The sequence below is a fragment of the Nocardia macrotermitis genome, from assembly GCF_009604405.1.
GTDB lineage: Bacteria > Actinomycetota > Actinomycetes > Mycobacteriales > Mycobacteriaceae > Nocardia > Nocardia macrotermitis.
The window spans coordinates 255,880-273,969 of record NZ_WEGK01000005.1; the positions used below are offsets into that span (position 1 = coordinate 255,880).

At 67.4% G+C, this 18,090-nt stretch carries 17 protein-coding genes; 12 read left to right on the forward strand and 5 right to left on the reverse strand.

Features of this window, described 5'->3' with window-relative positions:
• Nucleotides 1-39 precede the first annotated feature (39 nt).
• Together NRB20_RS14035 and NRB20_RS14040 are read right to left on the reverse strand one after the other, a co-directional pair.
• On the reverse strand, nucleotides 40-198 hold the full coding sequence (locus tag NRB20_RS14035; RefSeq protein ID WP_153410542.1) for a hypothetical protein: 159 nt from the start codon (nucleotides 196-198) through the stop codon (nucleotides 40-42).
• Between the two features lie 35 nt (nucleotides 199-233).
• Nucleotides 234-893: a SanA/YdcF family protein gene (locus NRB20_RS14040; RefSeq protein WP_227833488.1), complete on the reverse strand. Its 660-nt coding sequence runs from the start codon at nucleotides 891-893 to the stop codon at nucleotides 234-236.
• 344 nt (nucleotides 894-1,237) lie between these two features.
• On the opposite strand from NRB20_RS14040, the gene NRB20_RS14045 reads away from it, so the two are divergent.
• The 9 genes from NRB20_RS14045 to NRB20_RS14085 all read left to right on the forward strand — a co-directional run bounded on the left by NRB20_RS14045 (nucleotide 1,238) and on the right by NRB20_RS14085 (nucleotide 10,180).
• On the forward strand, nucleotides 1,238-2,656 hold the full coding sequence (locus tag NRB20_RS14045) for a hypothetical protein (protein ID WP_153410543.1): 1,419 nt from the start codon (nucleotides 1,238-1,240) through the stop codon (nucleotides 2,654-2,656).
• Nucleotides 2,656-3,804: an ARPP-2 domain-containing protein gene (locus tag NRB20_RS14050; protein WP_153410544.1), complete on the forward strand. Its 1,149-nt coding sequence runs from the start codon at nucleotides 2,656-2,658 to the stop codon at nucleotides 3,802-3,804. The genes NRB20_RS14045 and NRB20_RS14050 overlap by 1 nt, the downstream gene beginning before the upstream one ends.
• Before the next feature lie 517 nt (nucleotides 3,805-4,321).
• Nucleotides 4,322-6,664, forward strand: a complete 2,343-nt coding sequence (locus NRB20_RS14055) for a sensor histidine kinase (protein WP_153410545.1) — start codon at nucleotides 4,322-4,324, stop codon at nucleotides 6,662-6,664.
• A 12-nt stretch (nucleotides 6,665-6,676) separates the two neighbouring features.
• Nucleotides 6,677-7,105 carry a roadblock/LC7 domain-containing protein gene (locus NRB20_RS14060; protein WP_153410546.1) on the forward strand — a complete coding sequence of 143 codons (429 nt, stop codon included), beginning with the start codon at nucleotides 6,677-6,679 and terminating at the stop codon, nucleotides 7,103-7,105.
• On the forward strand, nucleotides 7,102-7,479 hold the full coding sequence (locus tag NRB20_RS14065) for a DUF742 domain-containing protein (protein WP_153410547.1): 378 nt from the start codon (nucleotides 7,102-7,104) through the stop codon (nucleotides 7,477-7,479). The genes NRB20_RS14060 and NRB20_RS14065 overlap by 4 nt, the downstream gene beginning before the upstream one ends.
• Nucleotides 7,480-7,492: 13 nt before the next feature.
• A complete protein-coding gene (locus NRB20_RS14070) occupies nucleotides 7,493-8,062 on the forward strand; it encodes a GTP-binding protein (protein WP_227833489.1) in 570 nt (189 codons plus the stop codon).
• 47 nt (nucleotides 8,063-8,109) lie between these two features.
• The gene (locus tag NRB20_RS14075; RefSeq protein WP_153410549.1) at nucleotides 8,110-8,301 is read left to right on the forward strand and encodes a ferredoxin; all 192 of its coding nucleotides are present in this window, start codon (nucleotides 8,110-8,112) and stop codon (nucleotides 8,299-8,301) included.
• A gap of 13 nt (nucleotides 8,302-8,314) precedes the next feature.
• Nucleotides 8,315-9,667 (forward strand): cytochrome P450, encoded by a 1,353-nt coding sequence (locus NRB20_RS14080; protein WP_153410550.1) that lies wholly within the window; start codon nucleotides 8,315-8,317, stop codon nucleotides 9,665-9,667.
• A 330-nt stretch (nucleotides 9,668-9,997) separates the two neighbouring features.
• The gene (locus NRB20_RS14085; RefSeq protein WP_153410551.1) at nucleotides 9,998-10,180 is read left to right on the forward strand and encodes a hypothetical protein; all 183 of its coding nucleotides are present in this window, start codon (nucleotides 9,998-10,000) and stop codon (nucleotides 10,178-10,180) included.
• Between the two features lie 18 nt (nucleotides 10,181-10,198).
• Here the strand turns inward: NRB20_RS14085 and NRB20_RS14090 are convergent, their stop codons facing one another.
• A complete protein-coding gene (locus tag NRB20_RS14090; protein WP_227833490.1) occupies nucleotides 10,199-11,509 on the reverse strand; it encodes a Fic family protein in 1,311 nt (436 codons plus the stop codon).
• A gap of 41 nt (nucleotides 11,510-11,550) precedes the next feature.
• Here NRB20_RS14090 and NRB20_RS14095 point away from each other — a divergent pair, with 41 nt between their 5' ends.
• Nucleotides 11,551-13,641: a thioredoxin domain-containing protein gene (locus NRB20_RS14095; protein ID WP_319944884.1), complete on the forward strand. Its 2,091-nt coding sequence runs from the start codon at nucleotides 11,551-11,553 to the stop codon at nucleotides 13,639-13,641.
• Between the two features lie 437 nt (nucleotides 13,642-14,078).
• Complete coding sequence (locus NRB20_RS14100; RefSeq protein WP_153410790.1) at nucleotides 14,079-14,678, forward strand: LGFP repeat-containing protein; 600 nt, start codon at nucleotides 14,079-14,081, stop codon at nucleotides 14,676-14,678.
• A 58-nt stretch (nucleotides 14,679-14,736) separates the two neighbouring features.
• Here the strand turns inward: NRB20_RS14100 and NRB20_RS14105 are convergent, their stop codons facing one another.
• Nucleotides 14,737-16,314, reverse strand: coding sequence for an adenylate/guanylate cyclase domain-containing protein (locus NRB20_RS14105; protein ID WP_227833491.1), 1,578 nt, complete (start codon nucleotides 16,312-16,314; stop codon nucleotides 14,737-14,739).
• 158 nt (nucleotides 16,315-16,472) lie between these two features.
• The gene (gene trhA / locus NRB20_RS14110; RefSeq protein ID WP_153410792.1) at nucleotides 16,473-17,096 is read right to left on the reverse strand and encodes a PAQR family membrane homeostasis protein TrhA; all 624 of its coding nucleotides are present in this window, start codon (nucleotides 17,094-17,096) and stop codon (nucleotides 16,473-16,475) included.
• A gap of 212 nt (nucleotides 17,097-17,308) precedes the next feature.
• Between trhA and NRB20_RS14115 the strand changes: the two genes are divergently transcribed.
• Complete coding sequence (locus tag NRB20_RS14115) at nucleotides 17,309-18,088, forward strand: isoprenyl transferase (protein ID WP_319944885.1); 780 nt, start codon at nucleotides 17,309-17,311, stop codon at nucleotides 18,086-18,088.
• The last annotated feature ends 2 nt before the right edge of the window (nucleotides 18,089-18,090 follow it).

Below are 18,090 nucleotides of genomic sequence, written 5' to 3' on the forward strand. Positions count from 1 at the left end.
GCCACGTATTTTTCGCCGCAGGTCGCGGGGTATCCGGGCTCAGAAAGTCCGCTCGTGGTGACGGTGATGGCAGATATCGCAATCACAGTCGAAATAGCCGACCCCGGCACTGCCGTGCGCGCCGCGGCGTTCGGCGTCCTCGAGATCGGCGTACCAGGGCCGACGTGCCGCCGAATCGGGTGCTGCGGTGTTCCTCATATGGAGGGAATACCCAGCCCGGAGGCTGTCGTGGGTCACGGTTTCGGCACGCCGGGCGGGTGTCCTTCGCGGGCGGCCGGTGTCGTTGATGGGGTGAGGGCGGCGACGGCTTTCGGTGCGGCCAACCATTCTCGGATAGTGTTGCGTACCAGGGTTTTCCGGGTGCAATCACGGTAGGCGTCCACGCCGAGCGCATCGATGCCCGCGCCGCGTGCCAGGGCGATTGCCCGTGGGAGGTGTTGATGCTGGGTGACGATGATCGCGCGGTCGATACGGAACAGATCGTGTGCCCGTTCGCAGGTTGCGCGGGTGGTCAGGCCCTCGGGGTCCGGGCGGATCAGGTCGGGGGCAATGCCGTGAGCGATGAGATAGCTTCGCATGGAGGCGATTTCGTCACCGGAACGTCCTCGCGCGTCGCCGGAGATCAACACCTCGTCGGCCTTGCCCGCCGCGAGCAGTTCGACGGCGATGTCGAGCCGTCCGCGCAGATACGTCATCGGTAGCCCGTCCGGCCCGATCTTCGCGCCCGGCACGATCACCACCGATACCCGCGGCACCGTCGACACGGTGAAACGACGTCCGGCCGACAACATCCGCAACCACGCGTTCGCGCCGCCGACGATCAGCGCCAGAATCGCTCCCGCGCCGAGCATTCCGCCCGTCGCCCGTCGGATGCATGATCGCTGCTCGCCCATCGTCAGCACTCTTCCAGATCACCTCGCAGGCCGGGCTGCCCGCCGGTCCCGGTGCGCATCGGGACTTCCGATTGCGCGTCGCCGCTCGCTCGCCAGTGCAGTTATCGAGCGAGCGTGATCCCCGTCCATCCGGGCTTGTGCGCGCAGGCATGGTCGAGCGGGCGGCCATGATCGGAGCGTGTGTGCGGCCGGATAATCGTGCGACAGGCTCGGATCGGCGCTGATAAGGTCCCACGGCTGGCTGCGGGACTTCGGTGCGACTTCCGGAAAATGCCTGTAACGCACTTGTTCGCTGCTCGTGCCCCCATTCCCCGGCCAGCGCCATACCACCCGGGAGATCTGTGATGAGTTCGCGCAGCGATCGGCTTGCCGCCGAGGACGTGCTGTTGTTCGCCAACGCCGCGATCACGGCCACCGGTCAGCGCGAATTCCACAGTGAGCAGGGGCAGCAGCGGCTGTCGCTGGATTTCCTGCACGACTACATGCTCGGCAACTATCGCGAGTTGTATGCCGCGATGCTGGCGCTCGAGATCAACGATCACAATGCCGCGCTGATCATCCGGCGGCTGCTGGAATCCGCGCGGGAGGCGAACGGTGAACAGCGTCGAACCGAGGGCAGATTGATCGCTCGACGGCTGGAACTTCTTCCGCCGCAACGGGTTTACCGACTGTTTCGAGACCTGCGCGCGTCGGGCGTCAACAACCGGCGCACGCGGGCGATCATCCGCGACTGGCTCACCACCCGGCCCGATCCGGCGTTCGACGCGGTGAAATATCGCGGTGCGGTCAAGACGACGCTGCGGCACGCGCATCTCCGGCCGCCGACCCCGGAGCTGGGCGATTTCCTGTTCGCGCCGCACCGCCGCAAGCGGTTCGACACACCGCTGCTGGAGGCGTGGCGTCGGGCACACCATGAGCAGGCCGCGCTCTACGAACTGCCCTACACGGTCGCGGAGGGTTTCGCGGTCAAGCACCGTATCGATCGCGCGGTCTTCCTGGAACGCATCGCACCTCGATTGACCCGGCTCGAACAGCTGCGTCTCCAGGAGTCCGCGCACCGGCTCGACGCCTCGGCCGTGCGGGCGGATCTGGGGCGAATGTCGTTGACGCGCTTGGCATCCTACGTGCTCGCGTTGTCGCTGGACGCTCGTGCGGGACGTCGCGAGGAACTGACCGCCGCCCTGGCCGTCGCGGCCCGGCGCACGGCGGGCGAGCAGCGCGGGAGCTGGGGCCGGGTGGCCGCGGTCCTGGACGACAGCTTCTCCAGTTTCGGTTCGTCGGCGAAGCGGCGTCGCCCGCTCGCGGTGGCGCTGGCCTGCCACTGTCTGCTGCGGGAGCTGGCGGCGGAATACGTGCCGCTGTGGACGTCCGGGCGCACCGACGCGCTGCTGGGCTACCCGTACGGCGCGACACCCCTGGGACATCGGATCATCGACGCGCTCGACACCGCACCCGACCGCCTGGTCATCGTGTCCGACGGCTGGGACAACGCGCCGCCCGGACTGGCCGCGGAGGTGTTGCGGGTGTGGCGCGGGGTGCTGGATCCGGACGAGCGCGTCGACGTGGTGCATCTCAATCCGGTCTACGACGCGGAGAATTTCGAGGTGCGCCGGATCTCCGGGGTGGTGCCGACCGCCGGGGTCCGCAATGCCGAGGATCTGCCCGCGCTGGTGGAACTGGCCCATTTCGCGACCGGTCGCGCCGAATTGTCCGGGCTGACAGCACATCTGGCCGATCGCACCCGCACATTCGTGGAGACGTGATGAACACCTTGGACCTCACCGGCCTGGACGCCGGTCCCGCGCAGGTGTGGGGCGGGGTCCGGCTGGTGCCGCTGCTGCGGGAGCGGCCGGTGGCCGGGCTGCGCCTGCACGCCGAACTTTACGACGAGGACTACGGTGTGGTGGATCTCGGTCGCACCCAATACATTTCGTACATTCCGCACGGTTTCGTGGCCGATTGGGGCGGCGACGGCGGCGCGTCCGCGGCCTACGGAACGCAGCTGGGCGTCGACCGGCCCGAGCGGATGGCGGTGCGTTCGCATCGCCGGATGGCCCGGCGGCAGGATCGGACCCGATTGCGTTTCCTGCCACAGCATCTGGCGTTGGAGGGTTATCTGGCACTGCATTTCGGCGGTCCGACGGTGGCCTGGTCGGAATGGTCGCAACGGGCGCTGCGGCACGGGCTGTCGCCCCGGATCGAAGAGTCGTATCTGGGGACGCAGGTGCGGGGACTCGCGGATGCGTTGCGGGTCTTCGAGATTCATCCGCGGCAGTGCGGTGTGATGGTCTACGTCGCGGATGCGCTGGCCGCGGCGTTCGTGGCGCCGCATCCCGCGGACTATCGCTCCCTGCACGCCAGCCTGGTCCAGGATCTCTACGGCGAATTGATCCACCACTACGCGTATCTGATGCCGCCGGTGCCCGAATTCCCGGTGCGCCTGCCGGATGCGGAGATCGGGTCGCTCGCCGAGCTGCGGACCGCCGCCGCGCGGCAGCAGGACGAGTGGGCGCGGTTCCACGACGAGACCATGGCGATCGGGCTCACCGACGAGGAGTACACCTGGGACCGGGTGTACCGGATGCGTTCGTTCACGCTGTCCCGCTTCCGGCCGCCGTTCCGGTTGAAGCGGGAGAATCACATCGGCGAGACGATCACCGACGCGCAGGGCCGGATCGCGTACCTGAAAACCTTCCGGCTCTCGGAGAACCAGATTCGTCGCGGCCATCTGCTGACTCGCCTGGCGGCCCACGATTGGCGCATTTCGGCCACCGCGACCGAGCTCGGTATCACCGAGGCGCAATTGGGCCTCCGGCTGAAATCCTCCGGATTCGGGCACCTGCTGCGGGAAGATGTACTCGACGGCTACCGTGCCCAGGTGCGGCGTAAGGGTCCCGCACACCTGCGGTAAACCTGTTGAATGGTCACGATTTCGTAACGGATGCTGGTACCCCCTTTTTGACGCCACCGGGGGTCCGGTTGCATGACAGGTAGGGCCGAAGCGACCGTCGCGAGTGGTCGGTTCCCCGGTCGAGGCCGGGGTAGCTGCTAGTCGGCCGAAGGAGGATGGACCGTGCGGATTCGGGCGATCGAGGGGTGCGGGGGCGTATAGGCGAGCGTCGGCGGGCCGGTGTCCCGGCCACTGTGACCGTGTTCATGCAAATACTCGTCCATCTGCATGTTCTTCGATAGATAGTCGCTTCGAAGCTTCTGCCGCCCATGGCGGTTCCGAGCCTGTGAGTTTCTTGCGTAAATGGTGATGAATGTAGGTCGCCCAGGTCTTCATTTTCCTGGCGATCAATTTCGCATGCCTTTTTTATAATCGCGAAGTCGAATTGAATTGAAACAGGTTCTCATGCTGTGTGGCAATAACTACATGTCCGATTCGAGTTGGTGCAATATCGTGATCCAACCGATATGCTGTGGCAATGTTTAAACCGAGACTGGGTGTCCGGGCTCGTATTCTCGCCATTGCACTCATTCCGAGCGTCGTATTGCTCGTCATCGGTGTCGGCGGCGCAGGATATGCCGTGGCACACGGTAAGCACGCCCGCGAGTGGTCGAAAGCCCTGGCAGCGGCCACGCCGCAGACCAAGGAATTGGTGACCGCAGTACAACTCGAACGACAGAATTCGGTCGCTCGGCTGGTCGGCGGGGGTGATCCGACCGCGCTCGCCCAGGCGCGGGCGCGATTCAATGCCATCTCGAGCACGTTGGATCAGGCGTCGCCGGGATTCGACAAGATCGGGCATTCCGAGGTGACCGGCGACATCGGCGGAATCCAGACGGCGAAATCGCAGCTGCTGTCGATGCGCGCCCGGGTCGACGCCGGAACGGTGCCGATCGCCGAGGCATTCGACTACTTCGGCCACTATCTCGATGCGATCTCGGTCGGCAGCGAGATCGTCGAGAGCGACGCGCCGACGCCGCAGGTGGCCAGCGCGGTCGCCACCGCGCTGTCGATCGTTTCCGCCTCGGAGCAGCTCTCCCGCAGCACGGCACTGGGTTTGGCGCTGGTCCACAACGAAACGCTGACCCCGGCGCTGGCCATCGAATTCTCGCGGCTGGTCGGCGGATACCGCACCACCATCGAGGCGCAGGCGGGGCAGTCCCCAGCGGTCAAGGCGATCACGACGAGTCCGGGCTGGACGCGGCTGATCATGATGGAGAACACGCTGCTGGCCCGCGCGCTGGATCCGATCACCTCGGCCCCCGCCAAGTCCGGCACGACGCCCACGCAGGCGCCGATCACGTTCACCGCGCAGGACTGGTCCGACACCACCGCCGAGGCGAACAACGCGCTGCTCACGCTGTGGAACAGCGATATGATCCGCGCCCAGGACCTGGCCACGCAGGCCGCGGACAACAGCTCCCGCGAGGCCCTGATCGTCGGCGGTGCGCTGCTGATCGCCGCGGTGGCCGCGTTCGTGGTGTCGCTGCTGCTGGCCAACCGCCTCATCGCGCGGCTGCGCCGGTTGCGCAACGAGACGCTGGCGCTGGCCAACGAGCGGTTGCCGCGGATCATGCAGCGCCTGCGGGCCGGGGAGACGGTCGATGTGAGCGCCGAATCGACGCCGCTGGCCTTCGGTTCCGACGAGATCGGCCAGGTCGCCGACGCGTTCAACCACGCCCAGACCGAGGCCGTGGGCGCGGCGGTGACCGAGGCCGGCACCCGGGAGGGGGTGCGCAAGGTCTTCCTGAACATCGCGCACCGCAGCCAGACTGTTGTGCATCGCCAGCTCGAACTCCTCGACGAGGCCGAATCCACGCAGGAGGATCCGACCCTGTTGGACATCTTCTTCCGCCTGGATCACCTTGCCACCCGCGAGCGGCGCAACGCCGAGAACCTGATCATCCTGGCCGGTGGCGAGCCCGGACGCGGCTGGCGTAATCCGGTGCAGCTGTTGGAGATCGTGCGAAGCAGCGTCAGCGAGGCGGTCGACTTCAGCCGCGTCAAGATCGTCCGGGCGCCCGATCTGATGATCGCCGGCAGTTCGGTGGCCGACCTGGTGCACCTGCTCGCCGAGCTCATCGACAACGCCGCCAACTTCTCCCCGCCGCAATCGCAGGTGGAGATCCGCGCGAACGTGGTCGGCAAGGGTGTGGCCGTGGAGATCGTGGATCAGGGCGTCGGCATGGGGCAGGAGCAGTTCGCCCGGCTCAACGCGCTGCTGGTCGATCCGCCGGACTTCGGCGTGGGCACCCTGTCGGAGGATTCGCGACTGGGCATGTTCGTGGTCGCGCAGCTGGCGCGGCGCAACGAGGTCGTGGTGCGGCTCGCCGAATCCGATTACGGCGGGGTGCGCGCGATCATCCTCATTCCCTCGAAACTCATTGTCGCGGACGCCTTCTCGACGTCCGGCGGCTTCCCGTCCACGGGTTCGTGGCGGGTCGGCGAGGGCCGGGGGACCGCGGCCGTGCCGGAGTTGTCCGGCCAGCTCGCCCAGCCGGTGCCGACGGGTTCGTGGTCCGGTGACACCGGCAACGGATTCGACGCTCCCGCACAGCTTCCGCCCTACTCCGGTCCCGCCGACAACGGCCGCGCCGAGCCGGGATCCCGTGCGCGCCCGTCACTTCCGCGTCGCCGTCGGCAGGCGAGCCTCGCGCCGGAGTTGGCGAACGACGGGGCCCAGTACCCCCCGGACACCTCCGCGCCGCCGGCTCGCACCGCCGAACAGGCCCGGGACATGTTGTCCGCCATCGAGATCGGGACATTGCAGGGCCGCCGGGCCGACCCCGGCGCACCTGGTTCCGGCACCCCGACGTTCTGACAGGAAGCACCGATGACCAACCCGCAAACCAATGATCTGAACTGGTTGCTCGACGATCTGATCGAGCGACTGCCCGGCTCCCGCTACGCGGTGGTGCATTCCACCGACGGGCTGCTGCTGGGCCGGTCGTCGTCCCTGAACCGGGATGACGCCGAGCATTTCGGTGCGATGTCCTCGACGCTGTACGGCCTGGGCCGCAGTGCGGGCGCGCGGTTCGACGGTGGCGGCGTCCGGCAGGCCATCATCGAACTGGATCGCGCCATCCTGTTCGTCACCGCCGCCGGTAGCCACGCCTGCCTGGCGTTGCAGGCGACCGCGGACGCGAAGCTCGGCATGGTCGCCTACGAGATGAACCTGACGGTGCAACGGGTCGGCAGTCTGCTGTCCACCACGCCTCGCCACCAGCTGACCGGACAGGTCCTCAACCCGCGACTGACATGAACCCGGACTCCAGGAGGTGGTTCGACGAGGCGGCCGGGCCGCTGGTCCGTCCGTATGCCCGGACCGGTGGACGGACCGCCGGTGGAGCCCACGCTCTCGACATGCTGACCATCGTCGTGGTTCCTCCCGGAGCGCCGACGTTACGTCGCATCGAAATGGAATACGGCCAGATCGTGCAGCTGTGTCACCAGCCGCTGGCGGTGGCGGAGGTGTCCGCGGCGCTGCGGGTGCCGCTGGCGGTGACCAAAATCCTGGTCGGCGATCTGATCGCCGACGGCATACTCGTTTCCCGTGCTCCGGTCGCCGCGCATCACGCCCCGGCCGAGGACCTCAATCTCTTGCGAGCGGTACTGGATGGCATCAGAAAACTTTGATTCGGACAAGCCCATGGCGACCTCGGTGAAGATCCTCATCGCCGGTGGGTTCGGGGTCGGCAAGACCACGATGGTCGCCGCGCTCAGCGAGACTCCCGCGCTGAGCACCGAGGAGTTCATCACCGAATTGTCCACGGGCGTAGACGATCTGCGCGGTGTCGAGTCGAAGGTCACCACCACGGTGGCGCTGGATTTCGGCCGGGTGACGATCGACGACACCCTGGTCCTGTACCTGTTCGGGACGCCCGGACAGGACCGGTTCTGGTTCCTGTGGGACGAACTGTCGCGCGGTGCGCTGGGCGCGGTGGTGGTGGCGGACACCCGACGGCTGGAAGCGGCGTTCGCGGCGATCGACTACTTCGAACGTCGCGGGACCGCATTCGCGGTGGCGGTCAACACTTTCGAGCACGCGCCGCAGTACACGATCGCGGAGGTGCACGAGGCGCTGGATCTGAGCGAGCAGACTCCGGTGCTGCTGTGCGATGCCCGGAACCGGGACTCGTGCAAGCACGTGCTCATCACTCTCGTCGAACATCTCATCCAGCGGGTGGGCGTCGCGCCGAGTGCCCGTCCGGCTCGATAACGCCTGCGCGACAACATGACAACCGAATTTTCTCGAATAGAGGACGTATGAGGATATCCGTGGACGCCGCACGCTGCCAGGGCCACACCATTTGTGCGATGGTCGCCCCGGACCTGGTTCGGCTCAGCGATCTGGACGGTCATGCCACGGCCGTCGACGGTGATGTTCCGGTTCCGGCGCAGGAGGCGGCCCGCGAGGCCGTCGGCTCGTGCCCCGAACGCGCGATCTCGTTGCGCTGAAAGGACTTTCGACATGACTGTGGAGAATGTCCGGCCGGATGCGGACCGCGTGCACACCACCTATCACTTCGACCGCCACACCCCGGAGTACCGGCATCGTTTCGGTGAGATCACCCGGGAGATGCACGCGCAGTGCCCGATCGCGTGGACCGATACGCACGGCGGGCACTGGGTCGCCGCCGGTAACCGCGAGGTGTTCGAACTCGCTCGCTGCCCGCACATTTCGAGCGATCGGGATGTGAAGGGGGAGCGGCGCGGGTACAAGGGGATCACCATTCCCTCGGACGAGCAGGCGATGCCGATCCGCAACGGGATCCTGGAGATGGACGATCCCGAGCACGGCCGGTTCCGTTCGGTGCTGAACCCGTATCTGTCGCCGAGCGCGGTGCAGCGGTGGATCCCGTTCGTCGACGACATGGTGCGGGCCTGTCTGGACGAGAAGATCGAGTCCGGGCGCATCGATTTCGTCGACGATCTGGCGAATGTCGTTCCCGCCGTACTGACTTTGGCGATGTTGGGTATTCCGCTGCACAAGTGGTCGATCTACTGCGAGCCCGCGCACGCCTCGGTCTACACCCATCCGGACTCGCCGGAGATGGCCCGGATCAAGGAACTGCATCTGGCGATGGGGATGGACCTGTTCGCCAATCTGAACGAGATCCGCGAAACCCCGCGCCCCGGCCTGATCGACGCGCTGGTCCGGATGCGGATCGACGGCGAACCGGCCGACGACATGGATCTGCTCGGCCAGCTGGCCCTGCTGATCGGCGGCGGCTTCGACACCACCACCGCACTGACAGCCCATGCGCTGGAATGGCTTTCGGAGAATCCCGGCGACCGCGAAACCCTCAGCCGCGACCGTGATCTGATGCTGAACGCGGCCACCGAGGAGTTCCTGCGCTACTTCACCCCCGCCCCCGGCGACGGCCGCACCTTCGCCGAGGACTGCGAGATCGCGGGCCAGCAGTTCAAAGAGGGTGAGCGCCTGTGGCTTTCGTGGGCGATGGCCAACCGCGACCCCGCCGTCTTCCCCGACCCCGACACCGTCGACCTGGACCGAAAAGGCAACCGCCACTTCAGCTTCGGCCTGGGCATCCACCGCTGCATCGGCTCCAACATGGCCCGCATGGTCTTCAAGCGCATGCTCCTCGCCGTCCTGGACCGCCTCCCCGACTTCGTCTGCGACCCGACCGGCACCGTCCACTACGACACCATCGGCACCATCCAGGGCATGCGCCACCTACCCGCCACCTTCACCCCCGGCTCGCGTGTGGGAATCGGCCTGGAGGAGACCATCGACCTCTGGCAACGCCGTTGCGACGAGGACAACCTGGCCCAACCCGTGACCGCGCGCGAGTCACACTGACAGTCTGTCGTAGCCGATTCCCGGGTGAGTGCCGCCGCACTGCTCGGGAATCGCTATGCGGCAGCGATCATTTCGCTGCGCCGCCGCGAACGGATAACAATTCCGCTCGCCCTCCCGCAGTTGTCCCAAGGCCGCGCTGCCCCGGCCCGTCTCGTCGAAGCGCATCCCATGTCGTCGGCGAAGCTCCACGATCAGGCCCGTGCGACTTCTCGACGCCAGGCGAATTCACCTCCCGCCCGCCGAGCGCGCCCGCGCATCCTGCGCGGGATCCACCGGCACGATCCGGCCGCGCTTGGTGATATCGATCGCCTCTGACCAGCGTCATCGCGCGTGCAGTGTTACGCCGGCGACGCTGTGGTGGCGGCGACGGCTCTGCGCGCGGTGAAGCCCACGGTGATCTTGACGTCGGACGTCGACGACATGAGCAAGCTGTGCGGCAAGCGGATTCGCATTGTGGCGGTGTGGGCGAGTGCATGGGCAGGGTTGTCCCGGCATATCGCGCTGCCGCCGTGAGGCAGTGGTCCGACATGATCACATCGGGCGAGCCGCGTCGGCGATCCGGACGCCGAGGTCGTCGAGTTCGTCGAGGACTGCGCCGGCGCCCCAGATCTGGTTGTGTTTCCGGTCGGTGAGCGGTCGTAGTACGCCAGCTTCGGCCAGGCGGTCGATTGCCGCGAAAACACTGCTGCGAGAGGCGTTTGTCAGGGTTTGCGCCTCCTCGGCGGACAGGATCGGGTGGGCAGGTAGGTGTCCGAGTAACGCGGCGGCGGCGCTGCCGGCGCGCACGCCGCCGAGCAGGTCGCGCCACTCGTGAGGGATCTCCTCGCGCAGCCGCTCGGCTGTCGTTCGCGACTGCGCCGCCGCGATCGCCGCACATCGCGCGAAATCCGAGATGAGCGGCCGCACGTCACCTGTCCGGTAGAGCGTGAGCAGCTCGAAGTAGCGGTCGCGCCGGGCTACCAGTGCCGACGCGAGCGGAACCACCACCAGTGTGGTTACGCCACGCAACCGCAGCACACTGTTGATGAGCGCCCGCCCGATCCGGCCGTTGCCGTCGGTGAACGGATGGATGGACTCGAATTGCGCGTGCGCGATCGCCGCTTGTGCGAGCGCCGACAGATCGCTCCGGTTGACGAACGTCTCCAGATCGGCCATGTAGTCGGCCACGGTATCCGGTGGTGGCGGAATGTAGAGCGAACCACGCGGCGAATGGTCGCTGCCGCCGATCCAGTTCTGCATGTCCCGGAAGCGCCCTGCATGCATGTGTTCGTACTTGTCGTCGGCCATGAGAATGCGGTGCGCGGCAAGGAAATTCGGTATGGTGACCCGACGCTCTCGGGAGGCGGAGCCGATCAGCGCGTCCAGCGCGTCTGTTGCGGCGGCCATCGCCACCGCCGAAGGGTTGCTCCGAATGCCGTGCAGCGCGCGAGCGTAGTCGTCGAGATCGGCGTCGATGGCTTCGATCTTCGACGACGCCACCGACTCGGTGCGCAGCAGCAGTAACCCCAACGCCTCGAGTTGGTCCCCATGCGCGGCGTCCAACACCGCGATCTCCCGAACCGCCGCCTCCAATTCGGTCGACAGCGCAGCATCGATGTCGACTGCCCGTCCGGCGATCCTTGGTGGCAGGGACACTTCGATCTCACGCAGCATTCGATCGTCCCGAGTGCCGCCGCGATGCGTCTGCTGCCACGCTCGCCGCTCCCGGGCGTGCGCGGGCCACTTTGTCGACACAGACGCCTCCAAACCCGGAAAAACCACTACCTTAGTCCGACTTAACCTTATAACTCGGACTAACGCAACGATCAATCCGAGTTGGCCTTGGACGCGGGAGGCGAGCATGGATCGGGTTTGCGTGCACCCTGGTATGGCAGGCTGGAAGCGTGAACCAATTGGCCGCCGCGACATCTCCCTACCTACGTCAGCATGCCGACAATCCAGTTCACTGGCGGGAGTGGGATGCCACTGCCTTGGCGGAGGCGGTGGCGCGGGATGTGCCGATTCTGTTGTCGGTGGGGTATGCGAGTTGTCACTGGTGTCATGTGATGGCGCATGAGTCGTTCGAGGATGAGGGGACGGCGGGGGTGATGAATGCGGGGTTCGTGTGTGTGAAGGTGGATCGGGAGGAGCGGCCCGATATTGATGCGATCTATATGGCGGCTACCGTGGCCATGACGGGGCAGGGTGGGTGGCCGATGACGTGTTTCCTTACGCCGCAAGGGGAACCGTTCTATTGCGGGACGTACTATCCGAAGACGCCGCGTGGGGGGATGCCGTCGTTCACGCAGGTGTTGACCGCGGTGGCGGATACCTGGCGGACGCGGCGGGCCGAGGTGGACGAGGCGGCGGGGCAGGTGGCGGAGGCGTTGCGGGCGCAGGCCGGTGGGTTGCCGGAGAGTGAGCTCGCGGTGGGGGCGGAGTTGCTGGATCATGCGGTGGGGGCGGTGCTGCGGGATGTGGATCCGCGGTATGCGGGATTCGGTGGGGCGCCGAAGTTTCCGCCGTCGGCGTTGTTGGAGGGGCTGCTGCGGCACGTCGAGCGGACCGGTGACGGGGAGGCGCTGCGGGCGGTGGTCGATACGGGCGTCGCGATGGCTCGCGGTGGGATCTACGATCAGTTGCGGGGTGGGTTCGCGCGGTATGCGGTCGATGCCGCCTGGGTGGTACCGCATTTCGAGAAGATGCTGTACGACAACGCCCTATTGCTGCGTGGCTATGCGCATCTGGCTCGGCTCGGCGCGCAAGAGCTTGCCGCGGAACGGCTTTCGCGTGGGGAGCTGCCGTCGCGGGTGATGGTGGAGACCGCGGCGTTCCTGCTCGATGATCTGGGTACCGAGGAGGGCGGCTTCGCCTCCGGGCTCGATGCCGATACCCATGTCGACTCGGATGGTCCCGGTGTCGAAGGTGCGACCTACGTGTGGACGCCCGCACAGCTGGTCGAGGTGCTGGGTCCGGACGATGGCGCTTGGGCAGCAACGGTTTTCGGTGTGACAGCGGATGGGACTTTCGAGCACGGCACTTCGGTGCTCACCTTGCCGGTGCCCCCGGGGCATGACGGCACGGCAGGCCCGGAGGATTTCGAACGTTTCGAACGAGTCCGAAACCTGTTGCGGCAGGCCAGAGATCAGCGTCCGCAACCCGCGCGTGACGACAAGGTGGTCACCGCGTGGAACGGGATGGCGATCACCGGGCTCGCCGAGGCCGGGGCCGCCCATGCCCGGCCCGATTGGATCGCGGCGGCGGCCCGCTGTGCGCGAATGCTGTTGTCGGAACACATGATCGACGGCCGACTTCGACGCGCCTCGCTCGGCGGCGTGACCGGTGCCGCCCCGGGAATCCTGGAGGATTACGCCTGGCTCGGCAGCGGTCTGCTCGCCCTGTATCAGGCCACCGGCGAATCGGACTGGCTCGCCCGCGCGCAGGCCCTGCTCGACACCGCGATAACGCATTTCGCCGACCCGGATTCCCCGGGCGCCTGGTTCGACACCGCCGACGACGCCGAAGCGCTCATCTCCCGCCCACGCGACCCGATCGACGGCGCAACCCCTTCGGGCGCTTCATCATTCGCCGAGGCCCTGTTGACCGCCTCCGCGCTGAGCGATCCGGACAACGCCGTCCGCTACCGCGACCTGGCCGAAGCCACGCTGACCCGCAACGCCGTCATACTCGCCCGCGCGCCCCGATCCGGCGGCCACTGGCTCACCGTTGCCGAGGCCGCGATCCAGGGCCCGTTGCAGATCGCGATCGCCCTGCCCGAAGGTGTCGACCCCGCCACCTCCGAATTGCTCACCGCCGCACGCTGGTCGGCCCCCGGCGGATCGGTAGTGCTTGCCGGACAACAGAATTCCGCTCCGTTGCTCGACAGCCGCCCGGCCGTCACCGGCCGCCCCGCCGCCTACGTCTGCCGCGGCTCGGTCTGCGACCTCCCTGTCACCGAACCCCCGAGCTTGCGCGCATCCCTCGGCCGCGAGTAAACCTGCCCGCTGCCCGCTGCCCGCTGCCCGCTGCCCGCTGCCCGCTGCCCGCTGCCCGTCGTCGGCCGCTGGCTACCGGCATTCCCATCGAACATCGACAGTCTGGACTTCGACAGGTGGTCTACTCGTTCGTTCATGGTGGCGGGGTGATGCCAGGCCGTGGATGCCACTGCCGCCGTCGAGCGGTCGGCGATAGCCCCGGTGGCTGAACTCGGTCTGCGCAACCGCATGCGAAGCACCGCGCCCGCCGACACCTGCCCGGGTATTAGTCCGGCTCGAGAAAAGCCTGATTACAGGACATGCATAGCCCCTCGCTATGAAGTCTCACCAGCTCGGCGGGGCAGGCTTGCCGCGCGCGCCGAGTCCTTGCAGGATGGCGGACAGGAAGCGGTCGTCGGGGTTCGGATCGGCCGCTCGGACAGGGAGTTCACGTGACCATGCAGCCTGGTAGGAGCCGTTCGCGCCGTCCGTTCGGACGCGGTGTGCTGGCATTGACCGCGGGGGTCGCCACGGTGGTGTTTGCCACTGTAACGGGCGCGGGCCCGGCGTCGGCGCGGCATATCGGGGCCTTCGACGTCGGCGGCGCGATCGAGAAGGCGTACGACAAAGCGGGCGGCGCGAGCTTCTTCGGCAACCCGACCGGCCCCGAATCGGCCGCGCAGGGCGGCCGGTTCCAGGTCTTCGAACGCGGCTGCTCGATCTACTGGTCCGTCGGCACCGACGCGCACGACGTCTGCGGCCTCATCCGCGACAAGTACGCCGAACTGGGCTGGGAACGCAGCCCGCTGGGCTTCCCGCTCTCCAACGAGTCCAAGGCCGGTAACGACGGCGCGGGCCGCTACAACATGTTCCCCGGCGGCGTCATCTACTGGTCCGAGGACACCGGCGCCCACGCCGTCTGGGGTTCCATCGCCGGTGTCTGGCAGGGCAACGGCGCGGAGAAGGGCCGCTACGGCTACCCGACCAGCGACGAATACGACTACAACGACGGCAAGGCCCAGGACTTCCAGGGCGGCCGCATCACCTGGCACCCCTGATCGCGGATCATATTGCGGTGCAGCGGAATCAGAGCGGATGGTGATCGGATCGGCAGGGCTACTCCGAGCGCGCGGCCTGCGCCGAATCGGTTGCAGGCGAGTCGGATTCGCTCGAAGCCCCATTGCTGCCGGTGACCGCGTCCCGGCCGGGAACTCCGGCCGGGGCGATATCGGTCCAACAGTCGGTGGGCTGCTTGCGGCCGCGCAGGTGAATCGTCTCGTGCAGCTCCCACGATGCGCTCTCGTTCCCCGACGCCGCCTCGATAACGTTCTGGCTCACCAGAATTCGCCGCGCGACGTGCTTGGCCTCGGTGGTCAGCCGCGCCGCCTCGTTCACCGCGTCGCCGATGACGGTGAACTCCAGGCGGGTGTCGGTGCCGACGTCCCCGGCGAACACCGAGCCGCGCGCGACACCGATCCCGATGTCGAGTTCACCCCCGGCGGCCACCTCGTCGCGGATCCGGCGGGCGGCGCGCAGGGCGGGAGTCGCGTTGTCGCGCAACGCGATCGGCGCGCCGAAGATGCACAGCGCGGCGTCGCCCTCGAATTTGTTCACCAGTCCGCCGTTGTCCTCGGTGGCCGAGACGACGATCGACAGCAGCCGGTTCAGTTTGGCCACGAATTCGCGCGGGGCCAGGCCGGTGGACAGTTCGACCGAGCCGACGACGTCGACGAACAGCGCGGTCACCACCCGCACGTCACCGGTGAGGTCCATGCCGCCGGCCAGCGCGCGTTCGGCGACCTCGGCGCCCACGTGCCGCCCGAACATGTCGCGCAGCCGCTCGCGTTCGGACAGGTTCTCGGCCAGCTCGTTCACCGAATGCTCGAGCCGCCCGATCTCGCTGGCGCTGCCCACCGGCACCCGCACCTCGAGATCGCCGTGCGCGATGCGATCCAGGGCGCGCCGCAGGATGCGCAGCGGTTCGGCGACCGCGCGGGCCAGTGCGGCGGTGGCGATCGCGCCGACCAGCAGCCCCACGCTCGACATGTACAGCGCGGTGTGGATGCGGTCGCCCGGTTCGGCGACCGGATCGGCGAGCACGGTGATCAACATCAGCAGCGGCATCGCCCCGGACACCGTCCAGGACAGCACGACCCGGTTGAGCACCGTGGAACTCCAGTGCATCGTCCCGCCGAGTACCTGCGCGACCAGCGGAATCGCGGGCCGGATCAGCCGGTCCACGATCAGCAGGGTGAATCCGGCCGATTCGAACGCGCCGAGGGCGAACATCGCGCCCACCACCGCGATCGCCCGGGACGGCACCACCTGCGCGAACAGCAACGTCACGATGACGACGCCGGGCAGCCAGATGGCCAGCGCCCGCAACGTGGTCGCCATCGGCAGATTCAACAGCCGCCGCGCCTCGGCCTCGGTGGGTTTGCGACCGGTGTCCAGCCAGCTGAAGTAGTGGCTGCGGTCGCGCCCGGCCAGCGCGATGCCGACCAGCGCGCCGAGGATCGGATAGATCGCGGTCTGCGCCACCGCACTCATCCAGTCGGGTCCGAGGCGGCCCAGGAAACCGCTCAACCACAGTTCGATGAGGATGACCGCGAGCCCGCTGACATGGCACAGCAGCACCACACTCGACAGCCCCCAGCGCATCCGCAGCGCCCACAGGATCAGGCGATTCATCATCGCGCGCGGGGTGCGGCGCCGGAGCGATCCGACCGCGATTTCGATTCGTAGAGCACGAACGAGCAGCATAGAACCCGCGCGTGCGGCGTCGTCGGTTTCGACCGGATCGTGTCCGGTACGTCACAGGTGCGCCGCGGGTTCCGGATGTCCCGTCGAGGTCAGCGCAGCACCACCAGCCACACCGCGACGTAGTGGCACAGCGCCGCGAGAACCGTTGCGGCATGGAAGAATTCGTGATGTCCGAAGGTTCGCGGCCAGGGGTTGGGCCATTTCGCGGCGTAGAGGATCGCGCCGATGCTGTAGGCCAGCCCGCCCACCAGCAGCAGGATCATCGGGGCCACGCCGACGTTGTGGGTCATGCGCGCCGCGACCGGCACGATCGCCCAACCCAGCAACAGATACAGCGGCACGCCGACCCAGCGCGGCGCACTCGGCCACAGCAGTTTGAGCGCGACCCCGGCCAGCGCGCCCGCCCACACCACGATCAGCAGGGTGGTGCCGGTGCGTCCGGGCAGGCCCAGCAGCGCGAACGGGGTGTAACTGCCCGCGATGAACAGGAAGATCATCGAATGGTCGGCGCGTTTCATATGGGTGCGGGCGCGCACGCTCGACCAGGTCACCCGGTGATAGGTCGCGCTGACCCCGAAGACGCCGCACACGGTGAGCCCGTAGATCAGCGTCGAGACGCCCGCGGTCGCCGAGACGTTCGCGGCCACCGCGACCAGCACGATCACCGCGATGGCGGAGATACCGACCGCCCAGGTGTGGATCCAGCCCCGCATGCGCGGTTTGACCGGGATGTTCACCGCGAGCCCGAAGCTCCCCGGGGCGGCGGGCACGGGCGTCACCGATTCGGACAAGACTTACCTCCTGAGTAACCTACGGTACCGTAAGTTAGCGAGCGCGCCACTGTTTCGCCGATGACACGTCAGCGGCTCGATTCCCATCGATCTACGCGTCGTGCCGACAACTCCGGGGCGTAGGGTGGCACTCCGTGAGGCTTGCAAGTCGGGCGCGTGAGCTGCCGTATCGCATCTACCAGGCGCGGCTGTCCAAACAGCTCGCGGGCAAACAGCATCCGCGTCACGTGGCGGTGGTCTGTGACGGAAATCGCCGCTGGGCGCGGGAGAACGGCTTCACCGACGTCAGTCACGGGCATCGCGCCGGTGCGCTGAAGATCGCCGAACTCGTCGGCTGGTGCGAGGCCGAGGGCATCGAGATGGTGACGGTCTACCTGCTGTCCACCGAGAACCTCAACCGCGATCCGGACGAGCTGGAGATCCTGTTCGAGGTGATCACCGACGTGGTGGAGGAACTCTCCGCGCCGGAGCAGAACTGGAGCGTGAAGATCGTCGGCACGCTGGACGGGCTGCCCGAGGAGGTCGCGCGCCGGATGCGCAAGGCCGCCGACGAGAGTCACGGCCGCACGGGTGTGCACGTCAACGTCGCGATCGGCTACGGCGGCCGCCAGGAGATCGCCGACGCGGTGCGTTCGCTGGTCCGCCAGGAGATGGCGGCGGGCGAGACCGGCGAAGATCTGGTCCAGTCGATCACCGTCAACGCCATCGGCCAGCACCTCTACACCTCCGGCCAACCGGATCCGGACCTGGTCATCCGCACCTCGGGCGAACAACGCATGTCCGGATTCCTGCTGTGGCAGAGCGCCTATTCGGAGATCTGGTTCACCGAGGCGTACTGGCCCGAATTCCGCCGCGTCGACTTCCTGCGCGCCCTGCGCGACTACGCCGCCCGCCACCGCCGCTACGGAGTCTGAGC